The 14,874-nt window shown below is 36.9% G+C and carries 19 protein-coding genes; 8 read left to right on the forward strand and 11 right to left on the reverse strand.

Annotated features, from left to right (window positions below; genetic code table 11):
• Positions 1-38: 38 nt before the first annotated feature.
• Positions 39-758, forward strand: a complete 720-nt coding sequence (locus N178_RS11845) for an EcsC family protein (RefSeq protein ID WP_045292389.1) — start codon at positions 39-41, stop codon at positions 756-758.
• 51 nt (positions 759-809) lie between these two features.
• Here N178_RS11845 and N178_RS11850 read toward each other — a convergent pair whose 3' ends face one another.
• Together N178_RS11850 and N178_RS11855 are read right to left on the reverse strand one after the other, a co-directional pair.
• Positions 810-2,003 (reverse strand): ABC transporter permease, encoded by a 1,194-nt coding sequence (locus N178_RS11850; RefSeq protein ID WP_045292390.1) that lies wholly within the window; start codon positions 2,001-2,003, stop codon positions 810-812.
• Entirely contained in the window at positions 1,996-2,739 is a 744-nt protein-coding gene (locus N178_RS11855) for an ABC transporter ATP-binding protein (protein ID WP_034267986.1), read from the reverse strand. The genes N178_RS11850 and N178_RS11855 overlap by 8 nt, the downstream gene beginning before the upstream one ends.
• A gap of 691 nt (positions 2,740-3,430) precedes the next feature.
• Between N178_RS11855 and N178_RS11860 the strand changes: the two genes are divergently transcribed.
• Positions 3,431-3,865: an HIT family protein gene (locus tag N178_RS11860; RefSeq protein WP_014461670.1), complete on the forward strand. Its 435-nt coding sequence runs from the start codon at positions 3,431-3,433 to the stop codon at positions 3,863-3,865.
• 102 nt (positions 3,866-3,967) lie between these two features.
• Here the strand turns inward: N178_RS11860 and N178_RS11865 are convergent, their stop codons facing one another.
• From N178_RS11865 to N178_RS11875, 3 genes are all read right to left on the reverse strand, one after another.
• Entirely contained in the window at positions 3,968-5,863 is a 1,896-nt protein-coding gene (locus N178_RS11865) for an acyltransferase family protein (RefSeq protein WP_045292392.1), read from the reverse strand.
• A gap of 303 nt (positions 5,864-6,166) precedes the next feature.
• A complete protein-coding gene (locus N178_RS11870) occupies positions 6,167-6,610 on the reverse strand; it encodes a GNAT family N-acetyltransferase (protein ID WP_045292394.1) in 444 nt (147 codons plus the stop codon).
• Between the two features lie 17 nt (positions 6,611-6,627).
• Positions 6,628-7,182 carry a PadR family transcriptional regulator gene (locus N178_RS11875; protein WP_045292396.1) on the reverse strand — a complete coding sequence of 185 codons (555 nt, stop codon included), beginning with the start codon at positions 7,180-7,182 and terminating at the stop codon, positions 6,628-6,630.
• 253 nt (positions 7,183-7,435) lie between these two features.
• Between N178_RS11875 and serC the strand changes: the two genes are divergently transcribed.
• Positions 7,436-8,533, forward strand: a complete 1,098-nt coding sequence (gene serC, locus N178_RS11880) for a 3-phosphoserine/phosphohydroxythreonine transaminase (protein ID WP_045292398.1) — start codon at positions 7,436-7,438, stop codon at positions 8,531-8,533.
• A gap of 124 nt (positions 8,534-8,657) precedes the next feature.
• Positions 8,658-9,188 carry a tryptophan transporter gene (locus N178_RS11885; protein WP_045292399.1) on the forward strand — a complete coding sequence of 177 codons (531 nt, stop codon included), beginning with the start codon at positions 8,658-8,660 and terminating at the stop codon, positions 9,186-9,188.
• A gap of 257 nt (positions 9,189-9,445) precedes the next feature.
• Here the strand turns inward: N178_RS11885 and yhzF are convergent, their stop codons facing one another.
• Positions 9,446-9,664 carry a membrane protein YhzF gene (gene yhzF / locus N178_RS28090; protein ID WP_465245805.1) on the reverse strand — a complete coding sequence of 73 codons (219 nt, stop codon included), beginning with the start codon at positions 9,662-9,664 and terminating at the stop codon, positions 9,446-9,448.
• 72 nt (positions 9,665-9,736) lie between these two features.
• Between yhzF and N178_RS11890 the strand changes: the two genes are divergently transcribed.
• Positions 9,737-10,132, forward strand: coding sequence for a YtxH domain-containing protein (locus tag N178_RS11890; protein ID WP_045292400.1), 396 nt, complete (start codon positions 9,737-9,739; stop codon positions 10,130-10,132).
• A 113-nt stretch (positions 10,133-10,245) separates the two neighbouring features.
• Positions 10,246-10,842, forward strand: coding sequence for an HTH-type transcriptional regulator Hpr (locus N178_RS11895; RefSeq protein ID WP_014461677.1), 597 nt, complete (start codon positions 10,246-10,248; stop codon positions 10,840-10,842).
• 3 nt (positions 10,843-10,845) lie between these two features.
• Here the strand turns inward: N178_RS11895 and N178_RS11900 are convergent, their stop codons facing one another.
• Entirely contained in the window at positions 10,846-11,190 is a 345-nt protein-coding gene (locus N178_RS11900; RefSeq protein WP_013055313.1) for a DUF1878 family protein, read from the reverse strand.
• Positions 11,191-11,667: 477 nt separating this feature from the next.
• On the opposite strand from N178_RS11900, the gene N178_RS11905 reads away from it, so the two are divergent.
• Positions 11,668-11,847: a hypothetical protein gene (locus N178_RS11905; RefSeq protein WP_013055312.1), complete on the forward strand. Its 180-nt coding sequence runs from the start codon at positions 11,668-11,670 to the stop codon at positions 11,845-11,847.
• 35 nt (positions 11,848-11,882) lie between these two features.
• On the opposite strand, the gene N178_RS25945 is transcribed toward N178_RS11905, so the two are convergent.
• Together N178_RS25945 and N178_RS25950 are read right to left on the reverse strand one after the other, a co-directional pair.
• Complete coding sequence (locus tag N178_RS25945) at positions 11,883-11,978, reverse strand: YjcZ family sporulation protein (protein ID WP_016762974.1); 96 nt, start codon at positions 11,976-11,978, stop codon at positions 11,883-11,885.
• A 36-nt stretch (positions 11,979-12,014) separates the two neighbouring features.
• The gene (locus N178_RS25950) at positions 12,015-12,104 is read right to left on the reverse strand and encodes a YjcZ family sporulation protein (protein ID WP_074682953.1); all 90 of its coding nucleotides are present in this window, start codon (positions 12,102-12,104) and stop codon (positions 12,015-12,017) included.
• A 307-nt stretch (positions 12,105-12,411) separates the two neighbouring features.
• Between N178_RS25950 and N178_RS11910 the strand changes: the two genes are divergently transcribed.
• Entirely contained in the window at positions 12,412-13,335 is a 924-nt protein-coding gene (locus N178_RS11910; protein WP_045292402.1) for a peptidylprolyl isomerase, read from the forward strand.
• 42 nt (positions 13,336-13,377) lie between these two features.
• Here N178_RS11910 and N178_RS11915 read toward each other — a convergent pair whose 3' ends face one another.
• On the reverse strand, positions 13,378-13,560 hold the full coding sequence (locus tag N178_RS11915) for a sporulation YhaL family protein (RefSeq protein ID WP_013055310.1): 183 nt from the start codon (positions 13,558-13,560) through the stop codon (positions 13,378-13,380).
• Between the two features lie 65 nt (positions 13,561-13,625).
• Positions 13,626-14,567, reverse strand: coding sequence for a 3'-5' exoribonuclease YhaM (yhaM, locus tag N178_RS11920; protein WP_013055309.1), 942 nt, complete (start codon positions 14,565-14,567; stop codon positions 13,626-13,628).
• Between the last annotated feature and the right edge of the window lie 307 nt (positions 14,568-14,874).

The following is a 14,874-nucleotide window of genomic DNA, read 5'->3' on the forward strand; positions in this document are numbered from 1 at the left end:
AACGTAGTATTTATATCGACTGAAAAGAGGTGACTTTTTTGAATACGTATGAAGAAAAAGTATTACGAGAAGCTGAACATTGGAAATTTAGCATGTTGAAACGACCTTCTAAATTTCAGCGTACCGCAAAATCTTTACAGCTTAAAATAAACGAAAAAATCCCTGCTAAAGTCCATAGAATTATAACTGAAAGTATAAAAAAAATGGTTGAAACCACGCTTGTTGGGTCCGATTTCACGACTAAAAAAAGAGATGTCAGCAGTCTTTCGTTTGAAGAAAAAGAGAAAAGAATTTTAGAGCTCATACCTAAGTACAAAAAAACTGCTGCTGTAGAAGGAGCTGGTACTGGTGCAGGCGGTCTCCTTTTAGGTGCAGCAGATTTCCCACTTCTTCTTTCCATAAAAATGAAGTGCTTATTTGACATTGCCGCTACGTATGGTTTTGATGTAAAAGAAAAAGAAGAACGCATTTATATGCTGTATATTTTTCATCTTGCCTTTTGCAGCGACGATCATAGAACTAAGCTGCTCGAAGTAGTAGAAAGCTGGGAGGAAAAGAAAGAGGAACTTCTTGAGCTTGATTGGAAAGCTTTTCAACAAGAATATCGCGATTACATTGATGTTGTGAAAATGTTTCAGCTGATGCCGGGGATTGGAGCTGTTGTAGGTGCGTATGCTAATTATCAGCTTCTTGATCATCTCACAAAAGTAGCGATGAACGTCTATCGCTTTCGGATATTATCTTCGTCTCAAAAGTAGCCTAAAAAACGTAAAAAAAGCTCCATTCGGAGCTTTTTTTACGTTAATTTTTTATTTTACATATGCATTTACAAATAAGTGAATAAATATAGCACCTGCTGCCACGGACAGCAGTGCAGCAACTATATTAGAAAAAGCCACCGCTATGGCGAGCACAAGAATTTGTACATACAGCGCTTTTTTCCATACGTCCAAAAATGCCCTTTTTCGTTCTTTAGCTTCGACGGGATAAAGAGAAAGCCATAAAATCTGCTTGTGCTGCTTCCAAAGCGGGAGTAATTGAAAACCCGTCATGTATACAACAAATAAAACAACCACTATATTGCCGTATTGAAACGGCGCAGCTACAATTAAAAATCCGCCAATGACAGTTAAACGAACGAGCAAACTTAAATAATCTCCTGATCGCAAAAATGTTCTGGTGTACAAGTAATGGTAAGTGGCACTTTGGCGAAATGGAATACGTGTTAATAGCCAATCTAAATACCTACGGCGTTTGATTCGTTCTTTTACTTGGGGAACATCCGTAAATAAATTAGCTAATCGATAAAAATAGCCCATACGCTTTTCTTCTAAGTCAATTAGCTTTTCCCATTTAATCGGCTTCCTTTTTGTCAGAGAGCGATAATAAATGGCTAGCGCAATCATAATTACCGCTACAATTCCTGTAAAAAATACGTATGCATGCGAAAATAAGAAATAAGTAAAAACCGCGTTTAAGAAAAACCTGACGATATAATCTGTCCACTTCGCCCACTTTTCTTCAAACCATACGGCCCACCAAGACATGCCTAAGTTTACAACTTTCAAGATGAGTAATAGCAGAAAAAACACAAAAATATTTGAGTACGAATCATGCATTACTTTTACCTGAAGAGGCGCTGCTGCACCCGTTGCAAATAATAAAATATAAAGCTGAATCGTAAAGGTAAACCAAAAAGATTTTTTGAAATAAGGCTGCAGCTTCGTCTCCAAAGGAAGTAAAAAGACTAAATCAGGTCGTTTTAAAAACGTTTGAATTTGGCCCATTGTTAAAATTAATCCCATAAGGATCGCAATCACTACAGCCGAAGGAAACGCGGGTGTTAGTGTACTCAACCACTGTTGATAATAGTAGGCCAAACCGCCAATCGCAAAAATTAACACTAATTTAATGTGGTCATTTAAGATATATTTTGTATATCTTCTTACATCCACTAAATACTGCTGAAATCGTTGCTTCCATAATGCATCAATCTTACTCATAGCCTTCTTCCTTTGTTAATTCAATATAAATTTCATCAAGGGTAGCATTGCGCATCTGAAATTCTTCTTGAAGATCTTTAAGCGTGCCTTGTGCTCTTACTTCTCCGTTATGTAAAATAACAAATTTATCACAGTAGCGTTCCGCGGTCGCCAAAATGTGTGTGGACATTAAAATGCCTGCACCTTGTTTTTTCATATCCGTCATCAAATCAAGTAAAGATTGAATACCAAGCGGGTCTAAACCTAAAAAAGGTTCATCAATAATATAAAGAGACGGCTGAACCAAAAAAGCGCACATAATCATAACCTTCTGCTTCATTCCCTTTGAAAAATGCGCGGGAAACCATTTTAACTTCCGGTCTAAACGAAATTCTTTTAAAAGCGGCTGCAGACGGGCTTCATATGCTTGAGGCTCAAGTCCATAAGCCATAGCTGTCATATCCAAATGTTCTTTCAATGTTAATTCATCGTATAGCACAGGAGTTTCTGGAATAAACGTAAACTGACTTCGATAGCCTGTCGGGTCTTGTTGAAAGGTTTTATTATTAATGGATACACTTCCTTTTTTTGCTTCCATTAATCCAATGATATGTTTAATCGTTGTACTTTTGCCGGCTCCGTTTAAGCCGATTAACCCAACTAATTCACCTGCATTTACATCAAACGATACATCTTTTAAGACGGGAGTTTTTGTATATCCCCCTGTAATATTGTTAATTTGCAATAAAGAACCCATCACGATCTCCTTTTATTTGTTCTTTTTTGTCTACAAGCGCAAGCGCTATTTGCTCTATTGTACCAAATCTTTTTCTTCCTCACATCGTTTTCAATTCTTTTCGGTTAATTTTTCCAGAATATAAACGAAATATCGGGACATTCTATATAGGGAAGAAGGAAAACAAGTTATTGATTACAACTAATCATTACAAAGCTTCTTACATTTGGGATGAGGTGTCTACAGCAGGCATATTTCAGAAAACCTTATTGTAAATCGATGTATGTTTGATTCATAAGGGGATGGTAGTCATGAACGTAGTAAGAATATATATAATGGGTAGACAATAATGTTCATTTATTACTGTGTAGATGAGGTGTTTGTCAAAGACCAAGAACGATTTCGTTCACATTGTATATTTTTTTAGCTCAATGCTTAAATGAGGTGTTTGTTAAAGAGAATATACTTTTTCAAGTTACTGTTTCATTAGGCAATGGAATTACGTAAATGAGGTGTTCCTTAAAGATCATATGCTGCATTAAAAGCTGATTTTTCCTTCTTCACATGACGGGATGCATAATCGTTTGCATCCCGTTTTTGTGTATAAAATACCAGTGGCTATTTCTTGCCTGCTGATTGCATTTCTACTTTGTGGTAAAATAAACGTACATGTATCCCCATACATTTATATTGGTAACGGAAGGTGAACATAATGAGCACACATGATGAAAACTGTATTTTTTGCAAAATTATTCGTGGTGAAATTCCAGGTGCAAAAGTATTTGAAAATGAACATGTATTAGCTTTTTTAGACATTAGCCAAGTAACAAAAGGTCATACGCTTGTGATTCCAAAAGTACATAAAAAAGACATTCACGAACTAACGCCGGAAATTGCACGCAATTTATTTGAAGTGGTTCCTCAAATCGCTAATGCAATTAAAGAAACCTACAGCCCAATCGGCTTAAACATCTTAAATAATAATGGTGAAAAAGCTGGTCAATCCGTGTTTCATTATCATATGCACATTATTCCTCGCTATGGGGAAGGCGATGGATTCGGTGCTGTATGGAAAGAGCATACAAGCGAATACACGCCTGAAAAACTTCAAGAAATCGCTGGCAACATTTCTTCTCGTCTTTCTTGAAACAAAAAAAGCTTACACATGTAAGCTTTTTTGTTTTATTCTATTTATTTGACACAGGTTTAATCAGTGTGTGATATAAAACATAGTGCGGCTTTTCACTTATTATGAACGACTTTCCGTCTTAACTTCTAAATTCATACGTTCTTCAATCAATTTTGTTAATGCTCTTGATCCTTCAGGTACCAAGTGGACACCATCTGATGTAAAGTATTCAGGATGCTTAGAAGCCTCAGAGTACCAATCTACAAGCGTGACGTGATCAAACTTTTCAGAAGCAGCTTTCAAATTCTTGTTCACGGTGCTTTCCCAGGAACGAGGAACGCGCGTATTCACTAAGTAAACGTCCGCTTGTGAAAAAGCTTTTAACAGTTGTTCAAGTTCTTCATTTGTAAAATAGCCGTTTGTTCCTAACTCAATAATCACTGCGCTGTTCGGATTATTAAATGCTTGATAACTAGGAGTTAGCTGCAGTGCTTCATTGAGCTGCCTCCCTACTTTTCCGTCAATCGTAATACTAAGCGGCATCTCTTTAAGATTAGGAGCAATATCCAGCATGACCGAATCTCCAATCGCAAGAACATCTCTGTAAGAATTCGGCTGCTGTTCTTCTTTTGCATCAGATTTTTCTTCTGAGGAATTCTTTTTCGCGTTCTCTGCTTTTTTATCCTCCGCTTTGATCTTGTCTTTGACAGAAGTTGAAGCATTTTCTTTATGATTTGTTTGAATTTTGACCTCTTTCTCTTTGGCTGCCGTTTCATCCTTTTGCTGCGTACTAATAGCAAAGCTTGTCATGTCCGCTGTAAACAACGCCAAAAAGAAAATGAGACTGCCCAAAACCGCTTGTCTCGAACGAGAGAGATTACGCCATTTAAAAAGCTCTCTCGGATGGTAGTGCCGGAAATAATAGCGAAAGCCGCGTGTGCGGATAGGCACCTCGATGTAACGGTACGAAAGTTCAGCAATGATAAATGTAAGTCCTACTTGTAACAGCGCATGCCAATAGACCGGGCGGCCAATCTCGGCTACAGGTGTTGTAAGAACAATAACCGGATAATGCCACAAATAGATACCGTATGATCTAGTACCAAGCCAGCGAAGCGGTTTAAACGCCAGAGCTTTTCCTAAAAAACTACTAGGATGACTAATCGTTGCAACCAGTACAGCAGCATTTAAACAAATCAGCAGCATTCCACCTTGATAAAGAAAAGATGCATGAGTATACTCATCAACGCTCCATACGCAGAGAATAAATACAAAGAAACTCACCATACTTACCGCGTTTAATACTTGCTTGCCTACGGGTGGAAGGTTTTTTGATGATAAACGATACATCGGCCAGACAAATGCAAGTAAACACCCGATTAAAAGGGCAAACAGCCGAGTATCGGTTCCATAATAAATGCGGCTAGGATCCCCTCCTGGCTCGTATAAAAAAGACATTAGAATGGCTGAGGCCATTACTCCAGCTAAAATGAAAAGAGAAAGAATTCCTCTCTTTTTAATAAATTTCAAACCCAACAATAAAACAAGTGGCCACACAATATAAAACTGTTCTTCAATAGCAAGTGACCATAAGTTCTTTAATGGTGACGGTGATCCAAAACTATCAAAATATGAAACTTTATGAAAAATAAACCACCAGTTACTCATATAAAAAATAGACGATAATGCATCGCCTCGTAGCGTTGTTAACAATGGCCGGTTAAATAAAATAACCCACGCTGCAGTTAATACTACCATCACGTACACAGCTGGAAGAAGTCTTCTCGTTCGGCTGATCCAAAAATGCTTCAAATTTTTCAAAGGATTTTCCCAAGATTGCACCAGTAAAATTGAGGTAATTAAATACCCTGATAATACAAAGAAAACGTCAACTCCTAAAAATCCTCCAGATGCCCATCCAAATCCTAAGTGATATGCAATGACAGACATAACAGCGAAGGCTCGAAGTCCATCCAAACTATATATATACCTATTTTTCTTTTCTTTTGCACTCATAAAAATGCCTCCAAGCAATATGTACAACAAATTTCTTTCTCAATAAATATTAAGAATATTACGTAATTGTTACATTTTTGTTACAAAAATCATTATATACAATATTATTACTTTCTTCAATATATCACTTACTTAAAATCAAAGAATAAGTAAAAAGAAACAAATTTATTATCTATCTTATTCATAAATTACTAATTTAGTAGTAGTCATATCGATTCTATCTGCGCAGTACTAAAGCCTAACATCTTTCTTTCACCTTACCCGTTTCAGAAATAGAAAAACTTCACACAATTGGTGAAGTTTCTAAGGTGTCTTTAGCATATCTACGTGGGGGAGCCCTTCATCTGCATAAATATCGGAAATAGGTTTAAAACCAAACGATTCATAAAATTTTTGAAGTCTGCTTTGTGCTTGAATTTTAATTGTTTTCTCGTGCAATTCATTCTCTAGAAAATCAATTCCTCTTGCTACTAGTTCTCTTCCGAGACCTGTACCGCGCTGTGCTTGTTTTACAATAATGCGCCCAAGAGAAGCTTCCTTATAGCTAATTCCTTTTGGTAAAACTCTAAGGTATGCGATAATTTTCTTATTCTCTTTTTTGAACAAGTGATAAGCAAATTTGTCTTTTCCATCTACTTCTAAGTAAGCACACTTCTGTTCGACAACAAAAATAGAGGTGCGAAGCTGTAGAATTTCATAAAGTTCATCGTTTGTCAGCTCTTGAAATGATTTTATGCACCAACTCATAATCTGCTCACCTTTTCTTATTGTTCTTTTTCAATTAAATTCAGCGTACGTTCAAGCCAATTGATATAGCTTGTCTCCCGGTCTTGAGCGCGAGATAGCACCAAGTAATGACCAAATTGAGGAGAAGAAACGGTAATGTGGTGATTAACTTCTTCTAAAAGGTCATCCATTCGTTTCTTTAAGAAAGTAAGCTTCACTTTCCTGCTTGATAATTGATTATCTATTTGTTGCTTTAACTCTTCTATTGACATGGATGAAGCAAAATAAGCTTTTAACATAAATTCATCTTTAGTTGTTTCAGGAATAGGATCAATTGTAGTAAGCCACTTGCTTAGCTCGACTCTTCCTTCTTCCGTTATCGAATACATCTTTTTTTCTAATTTTTTGCCTTGAATCACCGTTTCATAGCGAATAAATCCTTCTTCTGTTAATCGCTTTAGCTCGGGATAAATCTGGCTGTGTTTAGCGCTCCAAAAATTACCAACCTCTTCTTTAAAAAGTCTGGTAATGTCATACCCGCTGAGCTCCTCCTGATTTAAGAGCCCTAATATTGCATATTTTAATACTCTCATTCTGTTCCTCCACATTATTTCTTCCATCAGTATAGCATATAAACATTTCATTTACATGTTTGCCAAAACATGTTTACGTATACTTTTTATTTATCTTTTTTCTATTATTTCCTCTTTACAGATTAATTAAAATTTTTGAAAAGTTACCTCCACAATCCATGGTTTTCATGATAGTATAATGATATTCTTTCTGACATCAGTCATTAGCCATTTTGTATGATGAGTGTTCGAACTAATTTGAGGAGGAATTAATGTGATTACGTTAAACCGAGCTTATAATTTTAATGCAGGTCCATCTGCGCTTCCCCTACCTGTCTTACAACTTGCTCAAGAGGAGCTAGTTAATTTCAAAAATACAGGTATGTCTGTGATGGAATTATCACATCGCAGCAAAGAGTTTGAAGATGTATTAACACATGCTAAAGAAACACTAACGGAATTGCTTAATATTCCAGATACACATGAAATTTTATTCCTGCAGGGCGGAGCAAGCCTGCAATTCTCTATGATTCCAATGAACTTTTTAGCTCCTGATCAAGTCGGGGCATATGTGCTAACGGGATCATGGTCGGAAAAAGCATTAAAAGAAGCAAAGAAACTTGGAAAAACAGCAGTTGTTGCTTCTACTAAAGAAGAGAACTACCGCTCTATTCCAACTTTAGATGATGTAAAGCTTCCAAAAGAAGAGATTGGATACTTGCATATCACGTCCAACAATACTATTTTTGGTACACAATGGGCTGACTACCCTTCTATTGAAGGAGTAGACTTAATTGCCGACATGTCAAGCGACATTCTTTGCCGTCAAATTGATGTATCTAAGTTCTCACTCATTTATGCTGGTGCTCAGAAAAACCTCGGACCATCCGGTGTCACGGTTGTCATTTTGAAGAAAGAATTACTTGAACGTATTCCTGAAGGTTTACCAACAATGCTGAATTATGAGACACACGTAAAGAGCAACTCTCTTTACAACACTCCTCCAACGTTTGGCATTTATATGCTTTCACTTGTTTTAGATTGGATTAAAGAACAAGGCGGCGTTAAAGCAATTGAAGCCCAAAATCATAAAAAAGCTAAGTTACTCTACACAAGCATGGAACGTTCAAATGGTTTCTATACCCCTCACGCTACAGAGGAAAGCCGATCAATTATGAACGTAACGTTTACTTTACCAACCGATGAGTTAACCGCTGCGTTTTTACAGCAAGCAAAAGAAAAAGGCTTCGTAGGATTAGCTGGACACCGTTCAATCGGCGGATGCCGCGCTTCTATTTACAATGCTGTACCGCTTGAAGCGTGTGAAGCTCTTGCCGTCTTTATGGATGAATTTGCACAGGCAAACGAATAATTGGCAGAATTAACTGATTCTTTTTTCACATAAATATGTTATAATCAGTACGTAAATATATGCAATGGGCATAGACGCACTATTGGTATATTTCGAGCTTAGCTTAGAAGAGGAGAGATGAGAAATGAATACAAAAGTTTTAGTTTCTTTAGCGTTATTAGTCGGAATTGGAGCGGTTCTCCACACGGTGGTACCTCCTGTTTTATTTGGAATGAAGCCAGATATGATGTTAACAATGATGTTTTTAGCAATCCTGTTGTTTCCTAGCGTAAAAAATGTTGCATTGGTTAGCTTAACCACAGCGGTTATTTCCGCTTTAACAACAAGCTTTCCTGGCGGACAAATTGCAAACTTGATTGATAAACCAATTACAGCATTTGTTTTCTTTGCATTGTTTATGCTTGTGAAAAAAGCAACAGGCATTAAAACACCAGTTGCCGCTGCTTTAACAGCTGTTGGTACACTCGTATCAGGAACCGTATTCTTGTCAGCTGCCGCGCTAATCGTCGGCTTACCGGGCGGAAATAGCGTCATGGCACTTGTTGCTGCAGTTGTATTACCTGCGACAGTAGTGAATACAATCGTTATGATCGTTATTTATCCAATTGTTCAATCCGTTCTAAAACGCACAAGCATCAAAGCAAAACTATCGTAACGTCAAGAGCCTGATTTAATTAAGAATCAGGCTCTTTTTTTACACCAAAAGCTAAGGCCCGCCAAAACGTGGCGGACCTTCAGATAAAACGGTTTATTTATAGTATGTTGCTGATCTTTTAAAGACAGCCTACAGTTCGACTCTTAACTTTTTGTTTAAAAAGAAATGGTACAGGATGCTTTTCACTTAAATTTCATTTGCAGCTCATACAATAGGTATGAAGACTTACTATGTAATAAAGGTTTAAGTTCCCCATCCTAGGTTACATAATAAAGTATAAGCGCCAATAAAAAACTCGCAAAAGCCACTGTCGCACATGTAAGAGACTTCTGTTTAAGCACATGTTTAGGTGGATATGATGCCGTTCTAGTCGTAAGGCTAAACCATTTAAAGGCAGCCAGAAAAAAACTCAGGCTAATCATCAAAAGAATGAATAAAGCTATCCCATGTTGATAACCTCCTTCTTTTGTATAAATCTATGCATTTTTTTATGATTATGTCAGAAGGAAGTGTTAGCAATTACTTTACTACATAGGAGGAAATAAATAATGAGTAGAATGAAAAAACTAGCAGCTGGAGCAGCAATCGGAAGCACCGTAGCCGCTATTACAACGCTTCTAATTACTCCCTATTCAGGACGAGAACTTAAACAGCGTGTCAGTTCTCGAAAAGACCGAGTTAACGCTTCACAACAAGAGCTTTCAACAAAAATAAAAGCTGTTTCTCAACAAGTACAAATGACCGCCAGAGAAGGAAATACTATAGTGAAAAATATCGCAAATGACCTTTCTACTACCCTTGGTCAGTTTAAAGAAGAAATTGTCCCTCATAAGGAATCCATTCAGCATCATTTGAAAGAAATCCAAAATTCTTTGTCAAACCTAGAGGAACATGTACAGACAACTAAAAATACCAATGAAAAAATTGACAAAAAAGAAGGTTAAAGCGCCTTCTTTTTTAATTTTTTAAAATTTTGTAAATTTACATCTTTATAATTTTTTATTTTATTGGCATAATAGAAGATAAATAAAAAAAGAGACTAAGTAGGTGGGAGAAGATGAAAAAGACTAGTGATCAAGATTACAGTTTGAAAGAAGCACTTCTATTTAGCCAACGCATTGCCCAATTAAGTAAAGCCCTTTGGAAAACCGTAGAGAAGGATTGGCAGCAATGGATTAAGCCTTATGACCTTAATATTAACGAGCATCATATTTTGTGGATTTCATATCATTTAAATGGGGCTTCCATTTCCGAAATTGCCAAGTTTGGAGTTATGCATGTTTCTACTGCATTTAATTTCTCCAAAAAACTAGAAGAACGAGGTTTACTTGAGTTTTCTAAAAAAGAAAGCGACAAGCGAAATACGTACATTCAGCTGACTGATAAAGGCGAGGCCATTTTACTAGATTTAATGGAACATTACGAACCTTCTAATAATTCAGTATTCAGCGGCGCACTTCCGTTGCGCGACTTGTACGGCAAATTCCCTGAGTTTATGGAACTAATGACCGTCATCCGCAAAATTTACGGTGAAGATTTTATGGATATCTTCGAGCGATCTTTCCATCATATCGAAGAGGAATTCACTGAAGAAGATGGCAAGCTTGTCAAGAAAGATAAAGAGAACCACCAGGAGACTATTTCAAACTCTTAATGGTTAGTCCCTTATCCATTGAATAATTTCAAAAAATTCATTCATCACATCTTGATAAGAAGGTTGATAACGAAGCGATTCGACCGTCTCTCTAGGATTTAACTTATAATTCAGCATGCCAACAAATTGTGTAAGAAGCGGAACAAAGTCTGTTAGACCTTCCGCTTTTTGCTCAATATATTCGTTTTTTGTATCTTCACACAGAATTAAAATTTCCTCTACTTCCTTCTTTGTAAGCTGATTTCTTACCACTAAATCAATAAATGGTTTAGCTTCTTGTTCAGATGTCCCAGATAACAGTTTTATGTAATATTCTAAACGTGATACTCGAGATTCTAAAGTTTCCATCCGCTTCCCCTACTCCTTCAACGTTCATATACCTCTACTCCATATTGTACATGATTCATTCATGTTCTTCCAAATAATTCTTTCTTCGTCAATCACATTTCCTGTTTGAGTAGCACCGTATAAAGATTTTCATATACTGATTATGTACTCACTGCATATATTAATATAAATCCCTCTGTCCTTTTTAACAATCCTTTTGCACAATGGCTCATTGTTACTCATTTTCTTATCCATTCACTTTGCTATTTTGTTTAAAACCTATTTCTCAACTTCTTAACTACCCTTTATAAAATAAAAACCGCATTTCTGTGTAAATACCTTTTGAAATTCTTTGCTCAACTGTATATATAACTATCTATTTTACCGCTTTTTTGGTAATGTTAATATAGATATTTGTAAATTCATACAAAGCTGTACTATATAAATGACTATAAGACTTTTTGTCTTCGTCACACTGATTTTGTTAGGGGGATTTTTATGTACATATTCTTTATTGTATTTGCACTATTCATTTTATTCTACATCAATGCACTAACAAATACATTGTGTATTCAAAAAGAAATTCCAGCTGAAAAACAGCCTAAAGTTTTTCGTACGATTAATGTATTAATTACCATTTTATTAGTTTCATCTTATATTGAAGTATCATTTACATAAAAAACGGTGAGATGTCTCACCGCTTTTTTATAGGCTTAGCAAAAACAGCTAGCGCCGATGATAACTAATAAGATGAATAATACGACTAATAGCGCAAATCCACTGCCGTATCCGCATCCGTAAGAACCCATATCTATCGCCCCTTTCCTTTTATATTCATCTGTTTCCTAGTGGTAACATGCACAACCAACAATGACTAATAAGATAAACAGTACAACTAATAGTGCAAAACCGCCTCCATATCCGCATCCGCTCATTTGAGCACCCCCTTTGTTTACTAATACTGCATCTTATGCATTAGCTCAAAAAACGTCTAGGCTTTTAGCCCAAACTCCATAATTTATTTCTCTTGCTTCTCGTTTAGAGAGTACTCTGCGAGTTTGTCCACCATTTTGAAAACGCTTTATAAAAAAGACGTCATAAGCGTATAATCACTCCATCCTTAGTGGAAAATAAATGTAAATTTACGTGGTTTTAACTTCATTTGCTAACATCAGGAAATGTGATATAGTAAATCTTGAGTCAAGCTACATAAGTAAAAATGATGAGTAGGAGTGTTTACGTATGAAAAAAAGCTTAGTTGCACTAACAACGGCAGCCAGTCTCGTTGCTTTATCAGCATGCAGTGGGGGAAGTGATGCTTCAAATGCAAACGATTCTTCAAAAGTAATTGTAGAAACAAAAGCAGGCAATATCACGCAAGGTGATTTGTATAAGCAAATGAAAGATACAATCGGACAAGACCAATTTAATACACTCGTACGAAGCGTTACCGAAGAAAAAGTATTGAGTAAAAAATATAAAGTAACGGATAAAGAGCTTGATCAGCAGTTGAACATTCTAAGAGAACAATACGGTGATCAGGTTGATTCAGTTATTAAGCAAAAAGGCGAAAAAGAAGTCAAAGATATGCTAAAAGTTGATATTCTCCGTGAAAAAGCTGCTACAGCAGGTATTAAGGTATCGGACAAAGAACTGAAAAAAGCTTATGATGAATATAAAGCTCAAAAACCTCAAATTCGCGCAAGCCATATTTTAGTAAAAGACGAAAAAACAGCAAACGAAGTGGAAGCGAAAGTCAAAAAAGGCGAGGACTTTGCTAGTCTGGCAAAAGAATATTCAACGGATCAGCAGTCTGCAGCTAACGGCGGCGACTTAGGCTACTTCGGTGAAGGCCAAATGGTTAAAGAGTTTGAAGAAGCGGCTTACAAGCTGAAAAAAGGTGAAGTAAGTAAACCAATCAAAACAGAATACGGCTACCATATCATTAAACTAGTTGATAAAAAGAAAGTAGAATCGTTTGAGAAAAAGAAACCCGAACTTGAGCAGCAAATCAAACGTTCAAAAGTAGATCAAGCAGAAGCGAACAAGAAGATTCAAAAAGAACTTGATAAAGCAAAAGTGGAAGTCAAAGATAAAAATGTAAAACCAATTTTCGAAGAAGGTGCGACAGATAGTCAATCTGGCGTAGAAACTCCTCAGCAGTAATGCTAAGAGCCTGTCACTCATGTGACAGGCTCTTTTATATAATCAGATGGAATCGCTGTTGCGTCTTTCTTTTTCCACTTGCATTCTTTCGATGAAAACTTGTCCCTCTTTTTCAATAAACGAATCATCCACTTGCTTATCATGTTGCGCAGCACGAATTGCCATAAATCCACTAAAGAAAATGCCTGCTACAACTAAATAAATCCAAATTGGTAGTGTCACCATATATTGATCCCCCATCACAGTTATTTACAACCACTATATGCGAAGGAAGAAAGACTTATACCTTTTTAATCAATCGTTGGTTTATAAAATGAGCGATTATCAAGTGCAAAAATACGCTCTGTAAATTCACCAGGCTTTACTTTTGTTAATGCTCGGTCTAGCATATTCATTTTAGCGTCTACATTGTCAATCAAATGAAGCATCTCAGCTTCTTTAATTAACGGCTTTTTCGGACTTCCCCACTCTTCCTTACCATGATGCGATAACACAAGGTGCTGAAGAAGCATAACCTCTTCTCCTTCAATCGCTAATTCTTCTGCCGCTTTTCCAATTTCATTCACCATAATCGAAATATGGCCAAGCAAGTTCCCTTCGACTGTATATATCGTCGAAACAGGACCTGAAAGTTCAAATACTTTACCAAGGTCATGAAGAATCACTCCAGCGTACAGCAAGTCGCGGTTTAAGCTTGGGTAAAGGGTTGAAAATGACTCAGCCAGCTTTAGCATAGACACCACATGGTAGGCAAGTCCTGATACAAACTCATGGTGATTTTTAGTTGCTGCCGGATATTCTAGAAATTCCGTTTGATATTTTTTAAACAAATGGCGAGTAATGCGCTGGACATTCGAATTTTTCATTTCGAATATACTCTTTGTAATATGTTCGACCATTTCTTCTTGAGATAAAGGCGCCACTTCTAAAAAGTCAGATGTGCGCACTCCGTCTTGGGGCTGTGCAGGACGAATGTTGCGTATTTTCAGCTGGTTGCGCCCACGGTAATTCATTACTTCTCCAGCAGCTCGCACAATCTTTTGAGCAGCATAATTTTCCTCGTCATCTGGGGATGCATCCCACAGCTTGGCTTCAATATCACCTGTTTTATCCTGTAGGATTACCGTTAAAAATGGCTTTCCATTGCTTGCAATTCCTCTCGTTGAGGATTTAATTAAAAAATAAAGATCAACTTGCTCTCCTACTTCGTATTGAGCAATTCCTTTTGTCATGATCTTTTCCTCCTTACCACTTCATTCTATGTATTTGATAGCAAAGCTCTTATCGCTTCGTCCGCTTATTTACAGCTCTTTACATTTCATTTTACCATCGCTTGGCACCGAATGCACGGGTAGACGCTTTTTCATAAAAGATGAGATTGCGGCATAACAAAATCAATGCAGCCTAAAGACGAACAAATTGGATAAAGGAGCTGAACTTCTTGAGACACCGCTGTTGATTTCCGTGCAAGACTTCGCTTTCCGCGGGAGGCAGCTGAGCCTCCTCGTCGCTTCCGCTCCTGCGAGGTCTCACCTATTC

Origin of the sequence: Priestia aryabhattai B8W22 (genome assembly GCF_000956595.1) — a bacterium.
In the GTDB taxonomy this organism is placed as follows: domain Bacteria; phylum Bacillota; class Bacilli; order Bacillales; family Bacillaceae_H; genus Priestia; species Priestia aryabhattai.

What these genes read in the sequence shown, in the direction of transcription:
- N178_RS11885 (WP_045292399.1), top strand. Translation starts at nt 8,658, where the DNA reads ATGAATACAAAAGTTTTAGTTTCTTTAGCGTTATTAGTCGGAATTGGA.
- N178_RS11870 (WP_045292394.1), bottom strand. Translation starts at nt 6,610, where the DNA reads ATGAGTTGGTGCATAAAATCATTTCAAGAGCTGACAAACGATGAACTT.
- N178_RS11865 (WP_045292392.1), bottom strand. Translation starts at nt 5,863, where the DNA reads ATGAGTGCAAAAGAAAAGAAAAATAGGTATATATATAGTTTGGATGGA.
- yhaM (WP_013055309.1), bottom strand. Translation starts at nt 14,567, where the DNA reads ATGACAAAAGGAATTGCTCAATACGAAGTAGGAGAGCAAGTTGATCTT.
- N178_RS25950 (WP_074682953.1), bottom strand. Translation starts at nt 12,104, where the DNA reads ATGAGCGGATGCGGATATGGAGGCGGTTTTGCACTATTAGTTGTACTG.
- N178_RS11860 (WP_014461670.1), top strand. Translation starts at nt 3,431, where the DNA reads ATGAGCACACATGATGAAAACTGTATTTTTTGCAAAATTATTCGTGGT.
- N178_RS11855 (WP_034267986.1), bottom strand. Translation starts at nt 2,739, where the DNA reads ATGGGTTCTTTATTGCAAATTAACAATATTACAGGGGGATATACAAAA.
- N178_RS11900 (WP_013055313.1), bottom strand. Translation starts at nt 11,190, where the DNA reads ATGGAAACTTTAGAATCTCGAGTATCACGTTTAGAATATTACATAAAA.
- N178_RS11850 (WP_045292390.1), bottom strand. Translation starts at nt 2,003, where the DNA reads ATGAGTAAGATTGATGCATTATGGAAGCAACGATTTCAGCAGTATTTA.
- N178_RS11895 (WP_014461677.1), top strand. Translation starts at nt 10,246, where the DNA reads ATGAAAAAGACTAGTGATCAAGATTACAGTTTGAAAGAAGCACTTCTA.
- N178_RS11915 (WP_013055310.1), bottom strand. Translation starts at nt 13,560, where the DNA reads ATGGTGACACTACCAATTTGGATTTATTTAGTTGTAGCAGGCATTTTC.
- N178_RS25945 (WP_016762974.1), bottom strand. Translation starts at nt 11,978, where the DNA reads ATGGGTTCTTACGGATGCGGATACGGCAGTGGATTTGCGCTATTAGTC.
- N178_RS11890 (WP_045292400.1), top strand. Translation starts at nt 9,737, where the DNA reads ATGAGTAGAATGAAAAAACTAGCAGCTGGAGCAGCAATCGGAAGCACC.
- N178_RS11910 (WP_045292402.1), top strand. Translation starts at nt 12,412, where the DNA reads ATGAAAAAAAGCTTAGTTGCACTAACAACGGCAGCCAGTCTCGTTGCT.
- N178_RS11875 (WP_045292396.1), bottom strand. Translation starts at nt 7,182, where the DNA reads ATGAGAGTATTAAAATATGCAATATTAGGGCTCTTAAATCAGGAGGAG.
- N178_RS11905 (WP_013055312.1), top strand. Translation starts at nt 11,668, where the DNA reads ATGTACATATTCTTTATTGTATTTGCACTATTCATTTTATTCTACATC.